Source organism: Sphingopyxis sp. BE259 (assembly GCF_031457495.1).
Classification (GTDB): Bacteria; Pseudomonadota; Alphaproteobacteria; order Sphingomonadales; family Sphingomonadaceae; genus Sphingopyxis.
In genome coordinates, this window is the sequence record NZ_JAVDWM010000001.1 from 3,537,630 (window position 1) to 3,561,658 (window position 24,029).

The 24,029-nt window shown below is 65.7% G+C and carries 24 protein-coding genes and 1 tRNA gene; 11 read left to right on the forward strand and 14 right to left on the reverse strand.

Translation table 11 applies throughout. The features are described from left to right. Window positions 1–32: 32 nt before the first annotated feature. Window positions 33–683, reverse strand: a complete 651-nt coding sequence (locus J2X44_RS16930) for a 5'-methylthioadenosine/S-adenosylhomocysteine nucleosidase (RefSeq protein WP_310086681.1) — start codon at window positions 681–683, stop codon at window positions 33–35. A gap of 267 nt (window positions 684–950) precedes the next feature. Between J2X44_RS16930 and J2X44_RS16935 the strand changes: the two genes are divergently transcribed. The 3 genes from J2X44_RS16935 (at window position 951) to J2X44_RS16945 (ending at window position 3,915) form a co-directional block, all read left to right on the forward strand. Then, window positions 951–1,910: a bile acid:sodium symporter family protein gene (locus tag J2X44_RS16935; RefSeq protein WP_310086684.1), complete on the forward strand. Its 960-nt coding sequence runs from the start codon at window positions 951–953 to the stop codon at window positions 1,908–1,910. Between the two features lie 64 nt (window positions 1,911–1,974). Continuing rightward, window positions 1,975–3,186 (forward strand): toxic anion resistance protein, encoded by a 1,212-nt coding sequence (locus J2X44_RS16940; RefSeq protein WP_310086686.1) that lies wholly within the window; start codon window positions 1,975–1,977, stop codon window positions 3,184–3,186. A 9-nt stretch (window positions 3,187–3,195) separates the two neighbouring features. Next, window positions 3,196–3,915: a hypothetical protein gene (locus J2X44_RS16945; RefSeq protein ID WP_310086689.1), complete on the forward strand. Its 720-nt coding sequence runs from the start codon at window positions 3,196–3,198 to the stop codon at window positions 3,913–3,915. Between the two features lie 27 nt (window positions 3,916–3,942). Here J2X44_RS16945 and J2X44_RS16950 read toward each other — a convergent pair whose 3' ends face one another. The 7 genes from J2X44_RS16950 to J2X44_RS16980 form a co-directional block, all read right to left on the reverse strand. Continuing rightward, entirely contained in the window at window positions 3,943–4,779 is an 837-nt protein-coding gene (locus tag J2X44_RS16950) for a hypothetical protein (protein ID WP_310249355.1), read from the reverse strand. Window positions 4,780–4,792: 13 nt separating this feature from the next. Then, window positions 4,793–5,266 (reverse strand): hypothetical protein, encoded by a 474-nt coding sequence (locus J2X44_RS16955; RefSeq protein ID WP_310086698.1) that lies wholly within the window; start codon window positions 5,264–5,266, stop codon window positions 4,793–4,795. Window positions 5,267–5,439: 173 nt separating this feature from the next. After that, window positions 5,440–5,763 (reverse strand): hypothetical protein, encoded by a 324-nt coding sequence (locus J2X44_RS16960; protein WP_310086702.1) that lies wholly within the window; start codon window positions 5,761–5,763, stop codon window positions 5,440–5,442. Next, entirely contained in the window at window positions 5,760–6,401 is a 642-nt protein-coding gene (locus J2X44_RS16965) for an RNA polymerase sigma factor (RefSeq protein WP_310086705.1), read from the reverse strand. The genes J2X44_RS16960 and J2X44_RS16965 overlap by 4 nt, the downstream gene beginning before the upstream one ends. Continuing rightward, on the reverse strand, window positions 6,295–6,885 hold the full coding sequence (locus tag J2X44_RS16970; RefSeq protein ID WP_310086706.1) for a hypothetical protein: 591 nt from the start codon (window positions 6,883–6,885) through the stop codon (window positions 6,295–6,297). The genes J2X44_RS16965 and J2X44_RS16970 overlap by 107 nt, the downstream gene beginning before the upstream one ends. Before the next feature lie 232 nt (window positions 6,886–7,117). Next, a complete protein-coding gene (hutC, locus tag J2X44_RS16975) occupies window positions 7,118–7,840 on the reverse strand; it encodes a histidine utilization repressor (protein ID WP_310086709.1) in 723 nt (240 codons plus the stop codon). Then, complete coding sequence (locus J2X44_RS16980; RefSeq protein ID WP_310086711.1) at window positions 7,837–9,213, reverse strand: formimidoylglutamate deiminase; 1,377 nt, start codon at window positions 9,211–9,213, stop codon at window positions 7,837–7,839. Before J2X44_RS16980 ends, hutC begins: the two co-directional genes overlap by 4 nt. An 84-nt stretch (window positions 9,214–9,297) precedes the next feature. On the opposite strand from J2X44_RS16980, the gene hutI reads away from it, so the two are divergent. The 5 genes from hutI to J2X44_RS17005 are packed head-to-tail and all read left to right on the forward strand — an operon-like array spanning window position 9,298 to window position 15,071. Continuing rightward, the gene (gene hutI, locus J2X44_RS16985; RefSeq protein WP_310086713.1) at window positions 9,298–10,497 is read left to right on the forward strand and encodes an imidazolonepropionase; all 1,200 of its coding nucleotides are present in this window, start codon (window positions 9,298–9,300) and stop codon (window positions 10,495–10,497) included. Next, window positions 10,494–12,023 carry a histidine ammonia-lyase gene (gene hutH / locus J2X44_RS16990; protein WP_310086716.1) on the forward strand — a complete coding sequence of 510 codons (1,530 nt, stop codon included), beginning with the start codon at window positions 10,494–10,496 and terminating at the stop codon, window positions 12,021–12,023. The genes hutI and hutH overlap by 4 nt, the downstream gene beginning before the upstream one ends. Further along, the gene (gene hutG / locus J2X44_RS16995) at window positions 12,020–12,826 is read left to right on the forward strand and encodes an N-formylglutamate deformylase (RefSeq protein WP_310086719.1); all 807 of its coding nucleotides are present in this window, start codon (window positions 12,020–12,022) and stop codon (window positions 12,824–12,826) included. Before hutH ends, hutG begins: the two co-directional genes overlap by 4 nt. Continuing rightward, on the forward strand, window positions 12,823–14,505 hold the full coding sequence (hutU, locus tag J2X44_RS17000; protein ID WP_310086723.1) for a urocanate hydratase: 1,683 nt from the start codon (window positions 12,823–12,825) through the stop codon (window positions 14,503–14,505). The genes hutG and hutU overlap by 4 nt, the downstream gene beginning before the upstream one ends. After that, window positions 14,502–15,071, forward strand: coding sequence for a HutD family protein (locus J2X44_RS17005; RefSeq protein WP_310086726.1), 570 nt, complete (start codon window positions 14,502–14,504; stop codon window positions 15,069–15,071). The genes hutU and J2X44_RS17005 overlap by 4 nt, the downstream gene beginning before the upstream one ends. A gap of 72 nt (window positions 15,072–15,143) precedes the next feature. On the opposite strand, the gene J2X44_RS17010 is transcribed toward J2X44_RS17005, so the two are convergent. The 3 genes from J2X44_RS17010 to J2X44_RS17020 all read right to left on the reverse strand — a co-directional run bounded on the left by J2X44_RS17010 (window position 15,144) and on the right by J2X44_RS17020 (window position 18,385). Then, entirely contained in the window at window positions 15,144–16,301 is a 1,158-nt protein-coding gene (locus J2X44_RS17010) for a copper resistance protein B (RefSeq protein ID WP_310086729.1), read from the reverse strand. After that, complete coding sequence (locus J2X44_RS17015) at window positions 16,298–18,091, reverse strand: copper resistance system multicopper oxidase (protein ID WP_310087113.1); 1,794 nt, start codon at window positions 18,089–18,091, stop codon at window positions 16,298–16,300. The genes J2X44_RS17010 and J2X44_RS17015 overlap by 4 nt, the downstream gene beginning before the upstream one ends. A gap of 220 nt (window positions 18,092–18,311) precedes the next feature. Then, window positions 18,312–18,385, reverse strand: a tRNA-Gln gene (locus tag J2X44_RS17020). A gap of 179 nt (window positions 18,386–18,564) precedes the next feature. On the opposite strand from J2X44_RS17020, the gene J2X44_RS17025 reads away from it, so the two are divergent. Both J2X44_RS17025 and J2X44_RS17030 read left to right on the forward strand, forming a co-directional pair. Beyond that, on the forward strand, window positions 18,565–19,857 hold the full coding sequence (locus J2X44_RS17025) for an FAD-dependent oxidoreductase (protein WP_310086732.1): 1,293 nt from the start codon (window positions 18,565–18,567) through the stop codon (window positions 19,855–19,857). Beyond that, the gene (locus J2X44_RS17030; protein ID WP_310086735.1) at window positions 19,854–20,261 is read left to right on the forward strand and encodes a DoxX family protein; all 408 of its coding nucleotides are present in this window, start codon (window positions 19,854–19,856) and stop codon (window positions 20,259–20,261) included. Before J2X44_RS17025 ends, J2X44_RS17030 begins: the two co-directional genes overlap by 4 nt. 102 nt (window positions 20,262–20,363) lie before the next feature. Here J2X44_RS17030 and J2X44_RS17035 read toward each other — a convergent pair whose 3' ends face one another. After that, on the reverse strand, window positions 20,364–21,635 hold the full coding sequence (locus J2X44_RS17035) for a dipeptidase (protein ID WP_310086738.1): 1,272 nt from the start codon (window positions 21,633–21,635) through the stop codon (window positions 20,364–20,366). A 104-nt stretch (window positions 21,636–21,739) separates the two neighbouring features. On the opposite strand from J2X44_RS17035, the gene J2X44_RS17040 reads away from it, so the two are divergent. Continuing rightward, complete coding sequence (locus tag J2X44_RS17040; RefSeq protein WP_310086741.1) at window positions 21,740–22,915, forward strand: acyl-CoA dehydrogenase family protein; 1,176 nt, start codon at window positions 21,740–21,742, stop codon at window positions 22,913–22,915. Window positions 22,916–23,036: 121 nt separating this feature from the next. Here J2X44_RS17040 and J2X44_RS17045 read toward each other — a convergent pair whose 3' ends face one another. Further along, entirely contained in the window at window positions 23,037–23,633 is a 597-nt protein-coding gene (locus J2X44_RS17045; protein WP_310086744.1) for an HAAS signaling domain-containing protein, read from the reverse strand. Further along, window positions 23,630–23,956: a helix-turn-helix transcriptional regulator gene (locus J2X44_RS17050; protein WP_310086748.1), complete on the reverse strand. Its 327-nt coding sequence runs from the start codon at window positions 23,954–23,956 to the stop codon at window positions 23,630–23,632. Before J2X44_RS17050 ends, J2X44_RS17045 begins: the two co-directional genes overlap by 4 nt. Window positions 23,957–24,029: the final 73 nt, after the last annotated feature.

Consider the following 24,029-nt stretch of genomic DNA (forward strand, 5'->3'; position numbering starts at 1 on the left):
AACGTCCGCAACCGGTCAACACCCGCCTTTGACTACAGCATCGCCACCAGCCGCTCGATCTCCGCCGCCGCCAGCCGCGCCGCGCGGCGCAAATTCGTCTGGAAATCGCCGCCGCTCGCGTCATTGGCGTCGTCGGTCACCGCCTTGATTGCGGCCCAGGGCTTGCCCAGACGCGCCGCCGCCTGCGCGACCGCGCCGACCTCCATATCGACCAGCGTCGCGCCGAGCGCTTGCAGGTCGGCCGCGGCAGCGGGGCAGGCGATAAAGCTGTCGCCGCTGGCGATGCGCGCGTGCGGCAGGCCGAGGTCGGGATCGGGTAACGCGGTAAAATGCGCCTCACCCGGCTCGCCCAGCGGCCAGTCACCCGCGCGGTAGCGGCGGAACAAGCCGGGCTGGCTCGCGCCATAGTCATGCTGGACCGCCTCGGCGATCCAGTACGCGCCTGGTGCAGCGCCAAGCGCGCCGCAGGTGCCGGTCATCAGCAATATGTCTACTTCGGTTCCGAGCAGGCCGACGGCGAGCGCGGCGTTGACCTTGCCGAGCCCGCAGGTGGCGATGGCGAGGTAGTGGTTGTGAGCGGTCAGGCGGCGGACGGCGATCGGGTCGTCTTGGCGGGTGCCGACGCCCGGGAACAGCGCGTTGGCTTCTTCAGGGAGCGCGGCGAGAATCAGGATTATGGCCATCGCGTCGGTCTATCCAACTCTCCGTTCGTGTCGAGCGAAGTCGAGACACCGTGAAGGCGGGTGCGAGTGATGGACATCTCGAATTCGCTCGATGCGAGCGGATTTGAGTTCGTCGCCCCCGCGAAGGGCGTTTCAGAGTCACGTGCCTCTGAACGCGGCCGCCGTCGGTTCACGCAGCCGCGCAGAATAAGGCCGCCTCGGCCCCCGCCTTCGCGGGGGCGACGATGATCTTGCCAAACCACCCTCACCCCGCCATCGCTCCCCGTCATGCTCGCCCGCGTCTTTCCCGACCGCTTTGTCCCGATCCTGCTCGCGACGATCCTGCTCGCCAGCCTGCTGCCGGTGCGCGGCGCCGCGGTGCCGTTGGCGCAGGGGGTGTCGACCGCGGCGATCGTCTTGCTGTTTTTCCTGAACGGTGTGCGGTTGCCCCGCGACGAAGTGCTGCACGGCGTCCGCAACTGGAAACTACAGGGCAGCGCGCTGCTTTTCTGCTTCGGCATTATGGCACTGCTAGGGCTCGGCGCGCAGCAAGCGACCGCGGCCTTCCTGCCCGGGGCGCTCGCGCTGGGGTTCCTGTTCCTCGGCATCCTGCCCTCGACCGTCCAGTCGGCGACCGCGGCGAGCAGCATGGCGGGGGGCAATGTCGCGGCCAGCGTCGTCGCGGCGGCGCTGCTCAACCTGATCGGGGTCATCGCCGCGCCGCTATTGTTCGCGGCGCTCGCGGGCAGCGCGGGCGAGATCAGCGGCGCGGCGGCGTTGCGGATCGTCGCGATCCTATTGCTGCCCTTCATCGCGGGGCAGTTCGCGCAGCGCTGGCTGCGTCCATGGGTGCTGGCGCACAAGGGGCTGACGACGGTGATGGATCGCACCGCGATCGCGGTGGCGGTCTATGTTGCCTTTTCCGCGGCGGTGGTCGCGGGCATCTGGGACCAGCTCGACGGCCGCGAGATCGGCATCGTCTTTGGCGCTGTCGCCATCCTGCTCGCGCTGTCCTTCGGCGGCGCGTGGGGCCTGGGCGCGCTGCTGCGGCTCGCGCGGCCCGATCGCATCACCCTGCTGTTTTCGGGCGCGCAAAAAAGCATCGCGGTCGGTGCGCCGCTCGCCGCGACGCTGTTTCCGCCCGCGATCGCCGGCATGGTGCTGGTCCCGATCCTCGTCTATCATATGGCACAGCTGATCCTGTCGGCGTGGATCGCGCCGGGGCTGAACCGCGCAGATCAAGTGTAATGCTTGAACAATACAGTGCTGCATGCCATATAGGCCGGGCAGCAAGGGGCTGGAAGGAAGACGAATGAGCGAGCAGACGGCAACCGCGACGGCGACCGACGAACTGAAACTGACCCCGCCCGACCCGGTGCCCGTCGTGTCGCCCGAAAAAGCCGCAGGCCTCGTCCCCTTGTCGGGCGAACAGAAATCGCAACTCGAAGAACGCGTCGACGGCTTTATCGACGATCTGATCGCGCAGGACGTCAACTCGCCCGCTTTTGGGCAAAAGGTCGACCAGATCACCAACATGGGCCGCAAGGAAATGCTGGAGGCGGCGAACCAGTCGAACCGCTTTCTCGACCGCCCGATCAAGGCAATGGACCGCGACAGCGACATCGGCATGAACCTGATCGAGCTGCGCAACACCGTTGAGCGGCTCGACCCGTCGTCGAACGGCAAGCTGATGTCGAAACGCGGCATCCTCGACAAATTGTTCGGCAGCAGCGTCACCAATTATTTCGCCAAATATCGCAGCGCCCAGTCGCACATCTCGGGCGTGCTGGGGGCGCTGGCCAACGGCAAGGACGAGCTGTTGATGGACAATGCCGCCATCGACGTCGAACGCCGCAAATTGTGGGAAGCGATGGGCAAGCTGGAACAGATGGTCCACATCGCCCAGACGCTCGACGCCAAACTCGAAGCGAAAGCCGACGAACTCGACAGCAGCGACCCTGCCAAGGCCAAGGTGCTGCGCGAAAATGCGCTGTTTTACGCGCGCCAGCGGACGCAGGATCTGCTGACCCAAATGGCGGTGACGGTGCAGGGCTATCTCGCGCTCGACCTGGTGAAAAAGAACAATGTCGAGCTCGTCAAAGGCGTCGATCGCGCCAGCACGACCACCGTCGGCGCGCTGAAAACCGCGATCACCGTCGCGCAGGCGATGACCAACCAGAAGCTGGTGCTCGAACAGATTACCGCGCTCAACACCACCACCGCGAACATCATCGACGGCACGTCAAAGATGCTGAAGGACAACACCGCGCGCATCCACGAACAGGCGGCGTCGAGCACGATCCCGATGGAAACGCTGCAACGCGCGTTCCAGAACATCTATGACACGATGGACGCGATCGACACCTTCAAGCTCAAAGCCCTCGACAGCATGAAGACGACGGTGACGACGCTGGAGGGCGAAGTCGCCAAGTCAAAGGGCTATATCGCGCGCGCCGAGGGTGCGAGCCAGGCGCAGGCGAGCGTCGGCGGCGCGGATAGCCCGCTCGCATCGCTCGAAGGCTAAGGTCTGGGCATGAGCATCAGCGAAGTTGACAAGGTCCGGATGTCCGCGGCATCGGCGATCGAACGATCGCGTGAACGCCGTCGTCCGATCGGGACCAAAAGCGTCGCGCTGCGCCGCCAGCATCTCTACAAAAAGCTGGGCCGGGTGCTCGTCGCCGCGGGTATCGTGCTGATCGGCGCGGCATTGTTCGGCGCGCTGATCCAGCCGCTGGGCTTCATCGGCCTCCTGGCATTGTTCGTGCTGCTGATCGGGGTCGCGGTGCTGTTCGGCCGCTCGCCCTTTCCCGAACCGCGCCAGGCCGATTTGCCGAAGACCGACCTCAAGCAACTCGCGGGGCGCACCGAAATCTGGCTGGAGGCGCAGCGCCCGATGCTGCCCGCCCCGGCGCGCACGCTGGTCGACGGTATCGGCGTTCAGCTCGACCTGCTGGCGCCGCAGCTCCAGACGCTCGACCCGCAAGAACCCGCGGCGGCGAACATCCGCAAACTGGTCGGCGAAGATCTGCCCGAACTGGTGGCGGGCTATCAGCGCATCCCGGCGGGGCTGCGCACCGAAGCCCACGCCGGGCGCACGCCCGACGAGACGCTGGTCGGCGGGCTGAAGATGCTGGAAGCCGAAATCGGCAGCGCCGCGCGCAGCCTGGCCGCGGGCGAACTCGACAAGCTGGCGACGCGCGAACGTTACCTTCAGCTCAAATATCAGGGCATCGACGGCGACGATTCGCCGTGATTGCGCGGCAGGGCCCGACGAAAACCTTCATCTGAACTTGCATATATATTCGATGTCGGTTGTCGACATCATTCCCGGTACGGGATCGCAGTCATCAAGCTTGAGAATTCGGTTGCCTAGGCTGATCCGGGCACGCGCCAGAGCATCCATCGAAGCACGCATTACTGTCGTCGTGCGCCGCTGCCAGTTGTCGATGGCCACAAGAGCGCCGTCGGGATCGGATCTTATGGTAACGACCAATCGGCGGGCTGGGCCATAGACGCGTTCCAGCGACACCTTTAATTTCTGATCTTTGACATCCGGAATACAGTAGATGATTCCCTCAAAGTTCACGAGCTCGGGATCAATCAGGGGGCGGCCTGAGCGTCTCGGCGCAGCGTCCGGCATCGTCGGCACGATATAGATCGGCAAATACGACTGTTGAAATCCATCATCCAAGATAACACTGGCCTGAATGACGGACATATATACGCCATTTATATCGCGAACTTCGGTTGCTGGTCTACTAAGACACAATCCCTTACCTTCCGATGCCGAAACACCTTGAACTACGACAGTGCGGGAGCGAACGTCCTTTTCCCATTCTTCGAGGGTGAACAATGACACCTCGTCGTTCCCCGTTAACGCCGCTTTCGCGTCTGCGATCAAACGGCTCCAAGTCCCATCCAGATCGGCAGTCTGTTCGTCGGTCAGCACTTCCGGCTGCTCGATCCCTGGCTTCTCCGAAATCTTAAAAGGCAAATTGCGAAGGTTGATACGGAGCATTGGATCGGCACTTTCTGCTGCCGTCGTGGTCTGCGCGAGACCGTCCGGAATCAGCAAGAGCGAAGCGAGCGCTACTTGCCACAGGGCCACCCACCGCATTCCATCCTCCCGTTCAACATTTGTCGCGATAAAATAAAACAGCAATGATTGTGAACGACAGGGACAGGCTCCAAACCATATATATCCCCTGTCTGGATATGCGATCGGACAAAGCTTCGATCCGAATATTGGATTCGCTCAGCTGACTCGCAAGATCAATCCCGAACCGATAAAAGCAATATATAGACAATATGCCGATCACAATCGATCCAGCGTACAAAATAACCTCTAGCGCCTTAACGGATGACCTCGCGTTCAGAAATATAGTAATTCCTGCAATGCAAGCCACCTGTATAGACGCCATAAACTGCAACGTCGCGATCAATGCGTCCGCCGAAGATGATTGATTAGCGAGAGTTATTGCATCGCTTGCAATAGGAAGCTCTGGCATCCATGTTGCCGATCTTGCGAACAGCCATATGACGATCGGTATACTGGGGCCGACGGCAGCGGCAACTATCCACTCGCTTACAGCTTTTGCCGGCATGCTAAACCTGACCCTTGGCAGTCTCCACCACACCTGCGCACAATCCCCACCAGCCCAATGTCATTCATATTGTCATCGGGGGGCGGTGCAAGCAATGGGAAGTGCTAGGCCATCGCGAGGCTACCGACAGGCGTATCAAGATGAAAGGCTTTCGCCTCTGCGTCGCGCGCGAGCTAGGCACTCCGCCAGCGCTGGGTTCCGAACCACAGCAGCAGAATGAGCAACAGCGGCGGGGCGAGGCCCCAATGCGTCGATGCGGCCAGCGGGGCAAAGATCGGCGCCGATGACAGCAACCACAGCGCCGCGAGCAGCGCGCCGATCGCCAGCGCCTCGAACCCAAAGCTCCGCCAGAAGCGCGCGCGGGCGCGGGCGTAGGCGGCCTGGGCATCGATCGCGCGTTCGACCTGGATAGTAAAAGCACGGTCGCCGGGACGCGTCGGCGGCGCCAGCATTGCCGCCAGCATCGCGTCCATGTCGGTATCGTTCGGGACCGTCATCCGTCCGCTCCTTCACCAATCATCTTCTGCGCCTTGGCCCGCCCGCGCAAGACTAGGGATTTGAGCGTGCCGAGCGGCACCCCCATGATCTCGGCCGCCTCACCGTGCGACCAGCCATGGCCGAAGCACAATGTAAGCGCGGCGCGTTCCTGTGGCGACAGCGCGGCGAGCAAGCGGTCGGCGTCGATCGCTGCATCGCTGGCGCCGCGCGGATCGGTCGCGGTCGGCGCCTCGTCGCCGCCCGCTGCCAGCCCCTCACGTCGCCGCGCGGTGCGCCGCTGGTCAAGAAACAGCCGCCAGCCAATCCCCATGACCCATGCTGCATAACTCCCCTGCCCCCGATAATCGTCCGCGCGTTGCCACGCGCGAACAAAGGCTTCCTGCGCCAGATCGTCGGCATCGCATCCCGCGGCGCGAGCGAGAAATGCGCGCAATCGTCCCTCGTGCCGCAGCACGAGCAGTTGGAACGCGGCGCGATCCCCCCCGGCAACCCGCTGGTTGAGAGCCCAATCTTCATCGGCGCTTCCCCCATCACGCAGCGGCACGCTCCTCGGCAGACGCGGCGCGCGCGAGGCGGCGGCGGACGAGCAAGGCGATGCCGACAAAGGTGGGGAACAGCGCGGCGCCCGCCGCGGCACGGATCAGTTGCTCATGCCCCTGAATCAGCCCGAAGCCCGCCATCGCCAGGCCGATCGCGATCAGCACCAGCGCGTTGCGGTCGTCGCCCGGGACATCGGGGCTCTGGCCGCCGATATGTTCATAGGGCTTGTTGAGCTTCTCGATCAGCGGGCTGACCGCATCGGACTTTGCCTCCAGCGCGCGGCGGATCGAGCGGTGGAGCATCCATGCATGGAGCAGCCGCGCGAGCAGGAAAAAGCCGACGACGAACAAGGCGACCATCGTGACATTTTCGAGCAGGCCAAAGAAGCTGTCGCTGATCGCGACCAGTTCGGTGGTCGGCGGCGGCGCGGGCAACAGCGCCGCGATGTCGCGCGGGTCGATATACGCCGCCACATCGGCGGGATTGATCACCTGCTGCGGCAACGTCACGGGTGCCACCGCAGCGGCGGGCGCCGCGGCGGCGGGGGTGGTAGCGGCCGCGGCGGCCATCAGAAAATTCATCCTCATTCTCCTGCATGCCGCATCGGCATGGTGAAACACAGGCGGCGACTTACGGCAAGGCGGGGATAATCTGCACCGGGGAGCACAAATCAACCGCCGCGCAAAGCCGCCGCCCGGACCGGCGCGCTGTCCGGTCGTGGATTAGACGGCACGGCGGCGGGCGGTGGATGCACGGCGGCGAAAGATTTCCGGCGACGGCAAATGTCGGCGCGCCCAGCCTGCGCTGGCGAGGTCAACCAGCCGCCATATTGCGCGCCGATCCGAAGCGGGCGATCAGATCATAGGCCGCGCCGACGAAATGCTGCCGCACCAGCGTGATTCCCTCATCAGCGCGCCAGGTTCGCCGTTCGATGAACAGACAGGCTGATCCCGGCGGCAGGTGCAACCGCGCGGCGATGTCGCGATCGGCGGGCACCGCCGCGATGCGCGTTTCGGCTTCTGTCCAAGGCACGTGACGCAGCAGCCACGCGCCGGGCGACGCGCCGTCGAACGCCTGCGCCGCGATCTCCGGCACCGCGGTCAGGCTGATCAGTCGGGCCTCAAAGGCCAGCGGCGCATCGTCGGCGAAATGCACCCCCTCGATCAGCAGCAGGTCGCCGCTCCCGGCGAGCTGAACTTCCTCCACATGGTCAATGTCCGGCCGTTTCACGACCCGCTTCACCAGATCGAAGCGGTAGCGTTGGCCGCGCTGGATCACCTCCTGCTCCAGGTCAGGAACGTCCAGCACCATCGAATGCACCTTGGGCCGCGCGACGAACGAACCGGCGCGCTTGCGCCGGTCGATCAAGCCGGCCGCCGCGAGCGACGACAAGGCCTTGTTCACCGTCATCCGCGCACAGCCATAGTCGCGCTGCAATTCCTGTTCGGTCGGCAGACGATCCCCAGGGCGCAAGGATCCCGACAGGATCGCTGCCTCGATCGCGCTGCGGATGCGCTCGTGCAGCGGCAGGGTCATGCGACAAGCGTCGCCAACGCCTGGCGATAGCGCGCGGCGATCCGGTCGCGCGCGACGTGACGGCCGCCCTCGACCACGACCTCGCCGCGGCGCCAGACCCTGTCGATCGCCCCGCGTCCCGCCGCGAACAACAGGCCGTCGAGCAGTGATCCGACCGGCCGGTCGGCGAGCGTCGGATGATCGGCATCCAGGCTGACCATGTCGGCGGGATGACCGACCGCCAGCCCGCTTGGCACCCCCAGGGCCTGCGCCCCGCCGCGGACCGCGGCCTCGAACAGATCCTGCCCGGTTGAACGACCCGGCGCGGCGGCCAGGACATTGCGCGAGCGCGCGAACAGGCGCTGACCATATTCCAGCAACCGCAGCTCCTCCGTCATGTCAATCAGGACGTTGGAATCGGACCCGATCCCGAACCGCCCGCCCGCCGCCTGAAAGTCCGCGGCGGGAAACAGCCCGTCGCCCAGATTGGCTTCGGTCATCGGACAAAGCCCGGCCACCGCCCCGCTACGCGCCAGGGCGCGAGTTTCGGCGCCGGTCATGTGGGTGGCGTGGACCAGGCACCAGCGCCCATCGACCGCGGCGTGATCGAGCAGCCATTCGACCGGGCGTTGACCGCTCCACGCCAGGCAATCGTCGACTTCCTTCACCTGTTCGGCGATGTGGATATGGATCGGCCCGGTTCCGGCCAGCGGGTGCAGCTGCGCCAGTTCATCGGCGGTCACTGCCCGCAGGCTGTGCGGCGCGATGCCGACCACCGCATCGGGCAGCGCCGCTGCACCGGCGCGCGCCGCATCGAGCAGCCCGGCAAAGCCATCGATGTCGTGGACAAAACGCCGCTGCGCCGCGGTCGGCCCCGCGCCGCCAAACCCGGCATGGGCATAGAACACCGGCAAGTGCGTGAGGGCGATGCCGCTATCGCTGGCCGCAGCGAAGATCGCGTGGCTCAGTTCGCCCGGATCGGCGTAGACGGCGCCCGCCGGATCGTGATGCAGATAGTGAAACTCACCAACGCGGGTGAAGCCGGTCTCGAGCATCTCGACATAGGCCAGCGCCGCGACCGCCCGCAACTGGTCGGCGTCGATGCGATCGACGAAGCGATACATGATCTCGCGCCAGGTCCAGAAACTGTCATCGCCCGGTCCGCGCCGTTCGGCCAGACCCGCCATACCGCGCTGAAAGGCGTGACTGTGAAGGTTCGGCATCCCGGCCACCCCGATCGCGTGGCGCAAATCGCGGGGCTGGGGCGCTGCGCCAAGGGTGACCGACGTTATGATGCCGTCGGTGACGTCAATGCGGACTTGCTGCGCCCAGCCATCGGGCAATAGCGCCTGCCCGAAATGAAAGGTCCGCCGGGCATTTCCATCAACGATCATCGCACACCCTCCGCTCTGTCCAATTATGTCTATACATTATTGCTGATCAATGCAATATTTCACCGCGGAAGGGAGATTCGATCGATGCGATGCGACCGGATTTGGCGCGGCGCGCGGCTGGCCACGATGGTCGGCGACGGCCTGGGCGTGATCGAACAGGGCCTGGTCGCGGCGACCGACGGCGTCATCGTCTACGCCGGTCCAGAGGCCGAAGCGCCTGCGCTCGACGCTGCCGAAACCACCCGCTGCGACGGGCGCTGGATGACGCCGGGGCTGATCGATTGCCACACCCATCTGATCCACGCCGGCGACCGCGCCCGCGAGTTTGAAATGCGGCTCGACGGCGCATCCTATGAAGCTATCGCGCGCGCCGGGGGCGGGATCGTGTCGACGATGCGCGCGACCCGCGCGGCGAGCGAGGGCGAACTCGTCGCGGGCGCCTTGCCCCGGCTCGATGCGCTGATCGCCGAGGGGGTCACGACGGTCGAGATCAAATCGGGCTATGGTCTCGATACTGCCAGCGAAATCCGCATGCTGCGCGCCGCGCGCCGACTCGGCAGCGAGCGCCGCGTCCAGATCGCCACCACCTTCCTCGGCGCCCACGCCCTGCCGCCCGAATATGCCGACGACACCGACGGCTATATCGCGATGCTGATCGACGAGATGCTCCCCGAGGTCGCGCGGCTGGGCCTCGCCGACGCGGTGGATGCCTTTTGCGAAGGCATCGGTTTCAGCGCGGCGCAGACCGCGCGGGTGTTCAATGCCGCCAAGCAAGCCGGACTGCCGGTCAAACTCCACGCCGAACAGCTGTCGAACCAGCATGGCGCGGCGCTCGCCGCCCGATATGGCGCGCTGTCGGCCGACCATCTCGAGCATCTCGACGAAGCGGGCATCGTCGCGATGGCCGCGTCGGGCACCGTCGCAACGCTGCTGCCCGGCGCTTATTATTTCATGCGCGAAACGCAGCTGCCGCCGGTCGAAGCCTTGCGCCGCGCCGGGGTGCCGATGGCGATCGCGACCGATTGCAACCCCGGCACCTCGCCGCTGACGTCTTTGCTGCTGGCGATGAACATGGGCGCGACGATATTCCGTCTGACCGTCGCCGAATGTCTGGCCGGGGTGACGCGCAATGCCGCGCGGGCACTGGGGCTGGCCGATCGCGTCGGGACGCTGGAGGCCGGCAAGCGCTGCGACCTCGCGATCTGGGACGTCGAACGCCCCGCCGAGCTTGTCTATCGCATGGGGTACAACCCGCTCCACGCCCGTATCTGGAGTGGCCTGTGACCGAAATCTTGCTTGTTCCCGGGGCCGCCTCGCTCGCCGACTGGCGCGCCATCTATCGCGGCGCCGTGCCACGGCTCGACCCGGCATCGGCGCCGCGCATCGCCGCTAGCGCCGCCGCCGTCGGCCGCATCCTCGCGCATGGCGAGCCCGTCTACGGCATCAACACCGGCTTTGGAAAGCTGGCGAGCGTCCGCATCGACGACGCCGACCTGGCGACGCTCCAGTGCAACATTGTGCTCAGCCACGCTGCGGGAGTGGGCGATCCGTCGCCGGTGCCGATCATCCGGCTGATGATGGCGCTCAAGCTCGCCAGCCTGGCACAGGGCGCGTCGGGGGTGCGCCCCGAAACCGTCGCGTTGCTCGAAGCGATGCTGACGCGCGGGCTGACCCCGGTGATCCCGGCGCAGGGATCTGTCGGCGCGAGCGGCGATCTCGCGCCGCTGTCGCATATGGCGGTGACGATGATCGGCATGGGCGAAATTTCCGTCGGTGACGAACGCCTGCCCGCTGCCGATGCGCTGGCGCGCGCCGGACTGACGCCGATCGAACTCGCCGCCAAGGAAGGCCTCGCGCTGCTCAATGGCACGCAATTTTCCGCTGCTAATGCGCTCGCGGGATTGTTCGAGAGTGAATTGCTGTTCCAGTCGGCGCTGGTCACCGGCGCGCTGTCGACCGAGGCCGCCAAGGGATCGGACACCCCGTTCGACCCACGCATCCACGAACTGCGCCGCCATCGCGGCCAGATGGAGGTCGCGGGCGCGCTGCGCGGTCTGATGGCGGGATCGCCGATCCGCGCCAGCCATCTGGAAAACGACACGCGGGTCCAAGACCCCTATTGCCTGCGCTGCCAGCCGCAGGTGATGGGCGCAGTGCTCGACCTGCTGCGGCAGGCCGCGACGACATTGGCGATCGAGGCGAATGGCGTATCGGACAACCCGCTGATTTTCCCCGACACCGACGAGGCTTTGTCGGGCGGCAATTTTCACGCCGAGCCCGTCGCCTTCGCCGCCGACATGATCGCGCTGGCGATCTGTGAGATCGGGTCGATTTCCGAGCGCCGCATCGCGATGCTCGTCGATCCTGCGCTGTCGGGCCTACCCGCCTTCCTGACCCCGAAGCCGGGGCTCAATTCGGGCTTCATGATCCCGCAGGTCACCGCCGCGGCGCTGGTCAGCGAAAACAAGCAATGCGCCTACCCCGCCAGCGTCGATTCGATCCCGACGTCGGCCAATCAGGAGGACCATGTGTCGATGGCGGCGCATGGCGCGCGGCGCTTGCATGGCATGGCGGCCAACGCCGCCGCGGTGATCGCGATCGAATGGCTGGCGGCAGCGCAGGGCGTCGATTTCCACGCTCCGCTGCAATCGAGCGCGGCGCTCGCACGGGCACATCGCCTGCTGCGCGATGCCGTCCCGACGCTGGCCGACGATCGGCACTTTCATCCCGATATCGCGGCAGCGAACGCGCTCGTGCGGTCGGGCGCGCTGGCGGCGACGGCAGGCGACCTGCTTCCCGGCGTCGCATGACCGACTGGCTCGCCATCCGGCGCGGCGAGGCGCCGCTGGTGATCGCCTTTCCGCACGGCGGCACCGACCTCGCCGGGTTGGACGAGCAGTTCGTTTCGCCCTGGCGCGCGCGGCTCGACACCGACTGGTGGATCGCCGAACTCTATACCTTCGCCGCCGATCGTGGCGCGACCTTGGTCGCAACGGGCATTTCGCGCGCCGTCATCGACATGAACCGCGATCCATCGGGCGCTTCGCTCTATCCCGGGCAAGCGACGACCGAATTATGTCCGACGACGACGTTCGATGGCGAACCGCTCTATCGCTTCGGCACGCCCGACGAGGCGGAGATCATGCAGCGTCTTCACCTCTACCATCGTCCCTATCACGACGCGCTGGCTGGCGAACTCGCCCGGTTGCGCACGCAGCACGGCCGCGTCGTGCTTTACGACGCGCACTCGATCCGCAGCCGGGTGCCGCGGCTGTTCGACGGCGAACTGCCACAATATAATATCGGCACCAACGGCGGCGCCACCTGTTCGCCCGATCTCGAAGCAATGGTCGCTGCGATCTGCGCGACCAGCGGCCGCAGTCATGTCGTCAACGGCCGCTTCAAGGGCGGCTGGACGACGCGCCATTATGGTCGCCCCGACGACGGCATCCACGCGATCCAGATGGAACTCGCGCAGCGCGGCTACATGGCCGAGCCTTCCACGCCGACCGAAGCCAACTGGCCGTCGGCCCTGGATCCCCGCCCCGCGATCCGCCCCGTTCTCGAACAGGTGATCGCCGCGACCCTCGATTTTGCGAAAGGACAGACATGACGCGCCCTCTCAATCCGAGATTGGACAACAGCCGCATCATCAAGGCGCCCACCGGGACTGAACTGTCGGCGAAAAGCTGGCTGACCGAAGCGCCGCTGCGTATGCTGATGAACAACCTGCATCCCGACGTCGCCGAGCGACCCGAGGAGCTGGTCGTCTATGGCGGCATCGGCCGCGCCGCGCGCGACTGGGAAAGTTACGACAAGATCGTCGAAACGCTGCGGCGGCTGGAGGCCGACGAAACCTTGCTCGTCCAGTCGGGCAAACCGGTCGGGGTGTTCCGCACCCATGAACACGCGCCGCGCGTGCTGATCGCCAACAGCAACCTGGTACCGCACTGGGCGAATTGGGACCATTTCAACGAACTCGATAAGCGCGGGCTGGCGATGTACGGCCAGATGACGGCCGGATCGTGGATCTATATTGGTACCCAGGGCATCGTGCAGGGCACCTATGAAACCTTTGTCGAGATGGGCCGCCAGCATCACGGCGGCAGCCTGGCGGGCAAATGGCTGCTGACCGCCGGGCTTGGCGGCATGGGCGGCGCGCAGCCGCTTGCCGCGGTGATGGCCGGCGCGTCGTGTCTGGCGATCGAGTGCCAGCCGAGCCGCATCGATATGCGGCTCCGCACCGGCTATCTCGATGCGGCGGCTTCGACAATCGAGGAAGCGATGGCGATCATCAAACAGAGCTGCGCCGATAAAAAGCCGGTTTCGGTGGGCTTGCTTGGCAACGCCGCCGAAATCCTGCCTGAAATCTATCATCGCGGCATCCGCCCCGACCTGCTCACCGACCAGACCAGCGCGCACGACCCGGTGAACGGCTATCTCCCCGCTGGCTGGAGCGTCGCCGAGTGGATCGACAAGCGTCAAAGCGCCCCCGAAACCGTCGCCAAAGCCGCCAAGGCATCAATGGCGGCGCATGTCCGCGCGATGCTCGATTTCCAGGCGGCCGGGGTGCCGACCACCGATTATGGCAACAATATCCGTCAGGTCGCGAAGGATGCGGGGGTCGAGAATGCGTTTGATTTTCCGGGCTTCGTCCCCGCCTACATCCGCCCGCTGTTCTGCCGCGGCATCGGGCCGTTCCGCTGGGCCGCGCTGTCGGGCGATCCCGAAGATATCTACAAGACCGATGCCAAGGTGAAAGAGCTGCTCCCCGACAACAAGGATCTCCACCGCTGGCTCGACATGGCACGCGAGAAAATCCAGTTTCAGGGGCTGCCGGCGCGCATTTGCTGGGTCGGGCTGGGCGACCGCCACCGGCTCGGCCTCGCCTTCAACGACATGGTTGCCAGCGGCGAGCTGAAAGCACCCGTCGTCATCGGCCGCGACCATCTGGATTCGGGTTCGGTCGCCAGCCCCAATCGCGAAACCGAAGCGATGCGCGACGGCAGCGATGCGGTGTCGGACTGGCCGCTGCTCAACGCACTGCTCAACACCGCGAGCGGCGCAACCTGGGTGTCGCTCCACCATGGCGGCGGCGTCGGCATGGGCTTTTCGCAGCATAGCGGCATGGTCATCGTCGCCGACGGCACCCCTGAAGCGTCGGCGCGGCTCGAACGGGTGCTGTGGAACGATCCGGCGACGGGGGTGATGCGCCACGCCGACGCGGGATATGACATCGCGCTCGATTGCGCGCGCGACAAAGGCCTCGACCTGCCCGCCATCACCAGGTGAGCGGCGTCCGACACCTTGCCAGCCACGCCTATGCCGCCCGGCCGTGGCGGAACGGCGGCGGGGTCACCCACGACATCGTCACCGTTCCGGCGGGCGCAGGCGACGATGATTTTCTATGGCGCGCCAGCATCGCGACGATCGCCGCCGCCGGGCCGTTTTCGGTCTGGCCCGGGATCGATCGCGCGTTCCTGCTGCTGCGCGGCGAACTGTTGCTAACGATCGGCGGTGCCGGTGAACGGCGGATCGCCCCCGGCGCGGCGCCCATCCTGTTCGCCGGCGAAGCGGCGGTCGCGGCCCGGCCCATCGACGACCCCTGCACGGTGCTCAACCTGATGGCGCGGCGCGGGCGCAGGCGGATCGCGGCGGACCGCTGGACGACGGCGCGGCCCAGCGCGGCGGCGCAAATCCTGTTGTTGGCCGAACAGCCGACAAACGTTCGCGTCCACGGCGACGCATTGGCGCTGGCACAGGACGATACGCTGCTTCTGAACGGCGGCGTTCCCACCGGGCTGACATTCGATCGCCCGCTCATCGCCGCCGAAATCTTCTCTCAAATTGCACCTTAGCCCTGAGACTGTCGAAGGGCGCGTCTCAGGATAGGCGCCGTTCGACAGGGGTGAAGAAAGGCACGGCAGGCCTTAAAACCAGCCCTTGACCCCCATCACCAAACTGACGCTGTCGGCATCCTCGCCCGCTGCGCGCGCGAAGCGGGCAGTATCGCCGACCTTGCGCGCCCATTCGACCCCGACATAGGGCGCGAATTCCTTGACGATTTCATAGCGCAGCCGCAGCCCGAGCTCGACGTCCGACAGCCCCGATCCAGTCCCCGTTTCGGGGACGTCCTGCACCGCGAAATTGATCTCGGCCATCGGCTGGAGGATCAGTTTCTGGGTGATGCGCTGGTCGTAATGGCCTTCGAGGCGGGCGAGCAGATCGCCCTTGTTCGACAGGAACCACGCCCCCTCGACCTCGAACCAATAGGGTGCCAGTCCTTCAAAACCGATCGTGGCATAGGTCCGGTCCGGCCCCGGGCCAAAGTCCTGCCGAATCCCGGCCTGGGCGTTGAAATAAGGTCCGACGGCGCGGCTATAGAGCAGCTGGGTCTCGACGTTTTCGATGCCCTCGCGAAAAACCCCCTCACCTTCGCTTTTCACGGTCAACCGGTCAATGTCGCCGCCATACCAGGCCTCGGCATCCCAGCGGTATCCGTCATGCCCCTTGCGCGCCTGCACTTCGGCCAGATTGAAACTGAGAAAAGCGATCTTTTGCGCGCCATTTTCGGCCATCATCGCGTGGCGCGAATGTTCCATTTCGGCCTTGGGGAACAGGCGGTCGGCATACCAGTCAGCAGGAGGCGCGGGCGCGATGCCGTCGCCCGGTGGCAGGTCGGTGCCACTGGCGCCGTCGGTTCCCGCCGCCGTGGCCGCAGCCCTTGGGGTGCAATGGCCCATGGCGGCATGTTCGGGCGGACAGCCGGGATCAGACGGCGGCGGTGCCGCGTCCTCCATCGCGCCATGATCCATGGTGCCATGGTCCATGGTGCCATGGTCCATGGTGCCATGGTCCATGGTGCCATGGTCCGGAGCCTCTTGATGCGCCGCCGCGTCGGGGGTGCAATGGCCCATCGCCGCATGCTCGGGCGGACAGCTTGGCGGTTCGGGCGCGGGCGACGTCTGCGGCGCAGGCGGGGGCGCAGGCGCCGCGCCATGCATCGCATGATCCATCGATTGCGCCGCAGCGGGCGCCGCGACGGCCAGCGGCGCGATGCCCGAAAGCAGAAGCGCGAGCCGGGTCATGCGGCGGCTCCTTTCGGACGGACGCTGACGACGCGCATCATCCCGGCGTGCATATGATAGAGCATGTGACAGTGGAACGCCCAGTCGCCGAGCGCATCGGCGGTGAAATCGAAACTGGCGGTGCCGCCGGGCTGGACGAGGACCGTATGCTTGCGCGGCGAGCGATCGCCTTTGCCCGTGACCAGTTCGAAAAAATGGCCATGGAGGTGGATGGGGTGACTCATCATCGAATCGTTGATCAGGTTGATCCGCACCCGCTCGCCCTCGATGAACGGGATCGGTTCGTGATGGTCGGACATCTTGACGCCGTCGAACGACCACATGAAGCGTTCCATGTTGCCGGTCAGATGGATGTCGAGCGATCGCTCCGCAGCGCGCCCGTCGGGATTGCGCTCGAGCGCGACCAGATCATGGTAGGTCAGCACCTTGTGCCCGGTATCCTCCAGCCCCTGACCCGGTTCGTTCATGCGGTCGACCGGCATGGGCGAGATCGTCTGGACGCTCGGGTCGCGTTTCACTTGGGGCGCCACGTCGAAATCGCGCATACTATGTTGCATGCCGCCGTCGCCATGCCCCATCGCGGCATGATCCGTCGGCGCGGCATCGGCGGACGGGGTGCAATGACCCATCGCGGCATGTTCGGGGGTGCAAGAGGCGTCGCCAGCCGTGCCGCCTGACATCGCGCCCATGCCCATGTCCTTCATGGTCGCCAGCGGCCGCTCGCGCAGTGGCGGCACTTCGGCAGCCATGCCGGGGCGCGGGGCGAGCGTAGCGCGCCCCATCCCGGACCGGTCATTCGCTTCGGCGACCAGCGTATAGGCGCGGTCCTCGACCGGAGTCACGATAACGTCGTAGGTCTCCGCGACGGCGATCTGGAACTCGTCGATCTCGGTCGGCACGACGTTGAGGCCGTCGGCCTGGACCACCGTCATCCTGAGGCCCGGTATGCGGACGTTGAAGATCGTCATGGCAGAAGCGTTGATGATGCGCAGCCGGACGCGCTCGCCGGGATTGAAAAGCGCCGTCCAATTGTCGCGCGGGCCATGGCCGTTGACCAGAAACTGATAAATCGATCCGTTGACGTCGGCAACGTCGGTGGGGTCCATCCGCATCGCGCCCCATTCGAGCCGCTCGTTCAGCGGCTGGTCCTTGCCCGCGAGCAGACCGGACAGCGTTTGGCGCTGCATGTTGAAGTGGCCGGGGTTGACCTTCAGCTTGCGAAAAATCGCCTCGGGCGACAAATGGCTGTGGTCGGACAGCACTACGACATGCTCGCGATCAAACCCGATCGGGTCAGCGCCCGCAGGATCGATGACGATCGGGCCATAATGACCCAGCTGTTCCTGCAGGCCCGAATGGCTGTGATACCAATAGGTCCCCGACTGCCGCACCGGAAATTCATAGACAAAGGTGGAACGCGGCTTGATGCCGGGAAAGCTGACGCCGGGTACGCCATCCATATGAAACGGCAGGATCAGTCCGTGCCAGTGGATCGAACTGTCCTCGTCCAGGTCGTTGACGACCGTCAGCCGCGCCGTCTGCCCTTCTTTCAGGCGCACGAGCGGGCCGGGCACGGTGCCATTGATGCCGATCGCCCGGCTGATCTTGCCGTCGATCCGCATCGTCTGGCGCGCGATCCGCAGGGTGATGTCGTTGCCCGACACGGTCGGCAGCGACGATGCGATGCCCGCCGAAACCGGCTGTGCCCAGGCCGGAAACCACGCCGCAAGCGCCGCGGCGGTCCCGCCGCCCAAGGTGAGGTTGACGAAACGGCGGCGCTCGATCTGCATGTTGTTCCTGAGTGTTGTTGCTGTCACGCGCCCTATACGCGGCAAGGGCCAGCGGCCCTCATCGCGACGACAAAGTCTTTCTGCACTGCGCCCAGCGGCAGTCAGCGGCCTGTTTGCTCCGCTAATTCTCTAAATAGCCTCGGTATTTGTGGGCCGCCCCGATAGCTGCGGTGACCCCGCACTTTCCGCTTTGTGCGTTTGCACCAAAATACCAGAAATTTGGATGCCCCGCGAGGATTCGAACCTCGATAGGCGGTATCAGAAACCGCAGTCTTACCATTAGACGACAGGGCAATCGTGAGGCGGGCGCAATATGATTGCACGGGCGCGCTGTCAAGGCCGCTGTGGCCGCCCGCCCGTCAGGCTGTCGTGCCTGCGCACAAGGCCGCTTGCCCTGCCGCATTTCGCCGCTAGCATCGCATCATAACACAAAGGGGCCGCGCGCCCGCGCGGACACCCGAAGGAGTGGGTTGATGCGTCATATCGCGATCGTCGGGTCCGGCCCTGCGGGCTATTACACCGCCGAAACACTTCAGAAAGCAGAGGATATTGCGGTCGATGTCATCGACCGGCTGCCCGTTCCTTATGGTTTGATCCGAACCGGCGTCGCGCCCGATCATCAGTCGATCAAGGCGGTGTCGCGGCGGTATGAGGGGACCGCGCTGGCCGACAATGTCCGCTTCGTCGGCCATGTGTCGGTCGGCACCGATGTGACGATCGACGAACTCGTGGGACTCTACGATGCTGTGGTGCTGGCGACCGGGGCGCCCAACGACCGGCCGCTGGACATCCCCGGTGCCGACCTGCCCGGGGTGATCGGCAGCGCCGCCTTTGTCGGCTGGTATAACGGCCATCCCGATTTCGCCGCGCTGAACCCGCCGCTGGGCGCCGCCGGGGTCGCAGTGATCGGTAATGGCAATGTCGCGCTTGATGTGGCGCGGATCCTGGCCAAGACCGCCGATGAGTTCGCGGGCAGCGACATCGTCGCGCATGCGCGCGCACAACTGGCGCAAAGTGCGGTCCGCCATATCCACATTCTGGGTCGCCGCGGCCCGCACCAAATCGCGATGACGCCGAAGGAGCTGGGCGAGCTTGGTCATCTCGAACGCGCCAGCCCGCGCGTAGACCCCGCCGACCTGCCCCCCGAGGGCGACGACGCGCTGCTCGAACCCGGGATGCGCAAGTCGGTGACCCATTTGCGCAGCTTTGCCGCCAACCCGGTCGCTAAGCCGGTGACGATCGATTTCGATTTTTTCGCGATGCCGGTGGCGATCGAGGGAGAGGGGCACGCGCAGCGGGTGATCGTCGAGCGCACGACTTTGGGCGCCGACCTCAGCAGCCATGGCACCAGCCAGACCTATGCGATCGAGGCAGGACTGATCATCAGCTGTATCGGCTATCAGACCCCGCCGATCCCCGGCGTCCCTTATGAACATGGCCGCGGGCGCTTTGCCAATGATGACGGGCGGATATTGCCCGGCCTCTATTGCGTCGGCTGGGCGCGGCGCGGGCCGTCGGGGACGATCGGCACCAACAAGCCCGACGGCGCGCGCGTGGCCGAGATGGTGCTGGAGGATGTCGGGCGCGGCACGGGCAAGGCCGGGCGCCCGGGGCTCGATGCGTTGCTGGCGAGTCGCGGGGTCACGCCGGTGACCTTCGCCGATTGGCGGCGGATCGAAGCCGCCGAGGTCGCCGCGGCGCTCGACGGCAATCCGCGCGAGAAATTCGTCAGCGTCGAGGCGATGCTGGAGGCGATCGGACGTTGAAAGACCGCGTCCGCGCCGCGCTGCGCTGGTTACTCACGCTCGCTTATGGCTATGCGGGCTGGGCGCATCTGGCGCGCCCGGCGCCGTTTCTGGCAATCACCCCGCCGTGGGTGCCGCGGCCCGAGCTGATCGTCGCCGCCACCGGCGTGGCCGAGATAGTGGGCGCGGTCGGCCTGTTGATCCCGGCGACGCGCAAGGCCGCGGGCTGGGGGCTGGCGCTTTATGCGCTGTGCGTGTGGCCGGCGAATTTCCACCACGCGCTCGCCAACATCGCGATCGGCGGCGAGACTTTGAGCTGGTGGTACCACGGCCCGCGACTGGCGCTGCAACCGGTGATCATTTGGTGGGCGCTGTGGGCGAGCGGGGCGGTAGAGTGGCCGTTTGGGAAGAACCGCAGACTATAACCCGTCATCGCGACCCCGGCGAAAGCAGGGGGAAGCAATCCAGAGCGGTTTACGCAAACTCTGGATTGCCGCGTCGCCTGCGGCTCCTCGCAATGACGGAGGCTATTTCACCACCGGCGTTTCAACCGGCGGCTGCCCCTTCTGGCTCGCGGCATAGGCTTCGACCGCCTTCAGCACGCGGATCATGTTGCCGCTCGCGATCTTTTCCAGATCGGCCTGTGAATAGCCGCGCCGCGCCAGCTCGGTGAACAGCGCCGGATAACCCGCGACATCTTCCATCCCGACGGGTGCCGAATCCATCCCGTCATAATCGCCGCCAAGCCCGATATGATCGACCCCGATGCTTTGCTTTAGGTGATCGATATGCGCGGCGACCTGGGCGATCTGGGTCTTGGGCGCCGGGTTCGCGGCGTCCCACGTCTTGAGCGCCGCGGTGACCGCGGCCGGGTCGCCCGAATATTGCGCTTTCAGCCGGGCCTCGAGCGCGGTGCGGTCGAGGCCGTGGGCGCGGACTACGGGATCGAGGAAGCCGGGCAGGAACACGATCATCACAATGCCGCCATTCGCCTTGACCGCGGGCAGCACCGAATCGGGAACGTTACGCGGATGGTCGTTGACCGCGCGCACCCCCGAATGGCTGAACATTACCGGTACCTTTGACGTTTCGAGCGCGTCCTTCATCGTTGCTTCGCTGACGTGGCTCAAATCGACGATCATCCCGATCCGGTTCATCTCGCGCACCACCTGGCGCCCGAAATCGGTCAGTCCGTCATATTTGGGCGCGTCGGTCGCGCTGTCGGCCCATGGGACATTCTTGCTGTGGGTCAGCGTCATGTAACGCACCCCCATGCCGAACATCTCGCGCAAGACCGCCAGCGACGAACCGATCGACTGACCGCCCTCGATCCCCAGCATCCCGGCGACCTTGCCCGCCTTCATCTGCGCCTGCAGTTCACCGCTATTGGCCGCGAGCGACAGGTCATTCGGGTAACGCGCGATCAGCCGCTTCATCACGTCGATCTGCTCGATCGTCTGCTGGATCGCCTGCGGCTCGTTGCTGTTCGACGGCACATATACCGACCAGAATTGCGCTCCGACATGGCCTTTCCGCAGGCGATTGAGGTCGGTGTGCATGGCGATGCGCGGCGGGGTCGCGTCGGGCTTGGCGGTGTCGGTGGTATCGACGAAATCAAACCCGTTGATCACATTGTCGACATGCGCGCGCAGCGCCCAGGGCACGTCGTTGTGACCGTCGAACACCGGCGCGCGCTTGAGCGCGGCTTCGGCAACGGCCTCGGGCGATTTCTGCGCTGCGGCGGGGGTGGTGACGAGGGCGATTGCGGCAAGGCCGGCGAGCAGGGTTGGTTTGTGCATGGAGCGCGACCTTAAGTCCTTGAGCGGATGACGCAACCCCGCGGCGCACAGCGCGACCGAAACGGCTGCTTGACGTTTACGTCAACCGCGCGCAGCATCGCATCATGACAGCTTTCGACGACTGGCGCGCCCGTTCGCCCTATTATGACGAAACCCATGAGGCGCTGGCGCAAAGCGTCCGCCGCTTCGTCGAACGCGAGATCGCGCCGCACATCGACCGTTGGGAAGCCGAGGGCGAATTGCCGCGCGAACTTCACAAAAAGGCGGCTGAAGCGGGCATTCTCGGGCTGCGCTATCCCGAGCAATATGGCGGTCATTCGGAAGGTTTCGACAATTTCCACGGCCTGGTGCTGACCGAGGAACTGGCCGCGGTTGGCGCAGGCGGCCTTGGCGCATCGCTGATGACGCATGGTATCGGCCTGCCGCCGATCCTCGCGCTCGGCTCCGACGAGCTGAAGCAGCGCGTCGCGCCGCCCGTGCTGAGCGGCGACAAGATCATCGCGCTCGGCATCACTGAAGCGAGTGGGGGCAGCGATGTCGCTAACCTCAAGACTACCGCAGTCAGGGACGGCGACAGCTACATCGTCAACGGCGGCAAGATGTTCATCACGTCGGGCATGCGCGCCGACTGGCTGACCTGCGCCGTGCGCACCGGCGGCCCTGGCGCGGCGGGCATCTCGCTGCTGCTGATCGACATGGACAGTCCCGGCGTCGAGCGCACGCGGCTCGACAAGATGGGCTGGCGGTGCAGCGATACCGCCGCAATCCACTTCTCCGACGTCCGCGTCCCCACCGCCAACCTGATCGGCCCAGAAAATGGCGGCTTCATCGGCATCATGCGGAACTTCAATTCAGAGCGGCTCGGCATGGCGATGGGCTGCTGTGCCTACGCCCGCGTCGCGATGGCCGAAGCCGCCGAGTGGGCGCAGCAACGCGAGACGTTCGGCAAACCGCTGATCGGTCACCAGTCGATCCGCATCAAGCTTGCCGATATGGAACGCCAAATCGAGGCGACGCAGGCGTGGGTTGACCTAGCCGCCTGGCAAGTCCGCGAGGGCAAAGACCGCCCTGCCGACTTTGCGATGCTCAAGGTGCAGGCGACGCGAATGCTGGAGTCGGTGGCGCGCGAAGCGGCGCAGGTGCTGGGCGGCGTATCCTATATCACCGGCAGCAAGGTCGAGCGCATCTACCGCGAAGTGCGCGTCAACGCGATCGGCGGCGGCAGCGAGGAAATCATGCTGGATCTGGCGGGTCGGCAGTTGTTCGGGGGAAAGCGCTAGGGCGTAGCCTGTTCCGATTGGACCGTAGCTCTGAGCTTGTCGTAGGGCGCTTCACGGCGATAGTCGCCCTTCGACAAGCTCAGAGCTACGGTGATGATTGAGGCGCCGCAACAGGACGGCTCTAGGCCGCCAGCCGCCGCGCGTAGCGGTCGAGCCGCGCCAGCTGCGCCATCAGCGCGGCGAGTAGTAACAGCTCGACCAGCGCCGTCCCGACGATCAGCGCATGCGCCGAATCGCCGCTCGCACCTTGAAACGCGCGCACCAGGCTGGCCCCGACCGACAGCGCCAAACTCCCCGCCGCAAAATGCAGCCAGCGCCGCACCAACGCGATCCGGCTGCGCGACGCCATCCACCACGCCGCGCCGATGCACGCCAGCGCCGCGAGCATCCCGCCACGATCGAACCAGGTCAGCGGATCGGCGCCGCCGGGAAGGTCGAGAATGACCGTCCGCAGCCGCATCAGCAGCAAGGTCGCGCCGCCGAGCAGCGCCGCGGCAACGCACGATCTCCGCAACCGGTCGGGCAGCGCCGCCTCGGCATAAGCACGCGCAATGTCGGCGGGGCGCCCGAACCGGCGCACCGCATCCGCCTCTCCCACCTCGTCGGCGGTGTCGCACAGATGCGATTCGATCTCGTCGCGCACCCGCCGCGACAGGCGCGGGTCAAACGCGAGGACGTGATCGAGCTCGTCCAGATAGGTGGCGATCGGCCCACTCATGCGCGCGCGCCAAGCACCAGATCGATCCCGCTGGCAAAACTTTGCCAGCCCGCGCGCCGCTCGATCAGCGACTGGCGGCCGCTGTCGGTCAGCGCATAGACGCGGCGTTTGCGTCCGCCGTCGGACTGGACCCAGCGGCTGGCCAGCAGCCCCGCGAGTTCGAGCCGGTGCAGCGCCGGATATATCGTCCCTTCGGGAAGATCGAAATGGCCGCCGCTGCGCGCCCGAATCGCCTCGATGATCGCATAGCCGTGCAACGCATCGTCGCCGATCGTGGCGAGCAGCACGGCATCGAGGTGCCCCTTGAGCATTTCCGCAGACATGGCCGCCGATTTAGCTTTGCAACGCTAGGTATGCAAGTTATACCTAGCAACACTAGGCTTAAAACGGAGGATG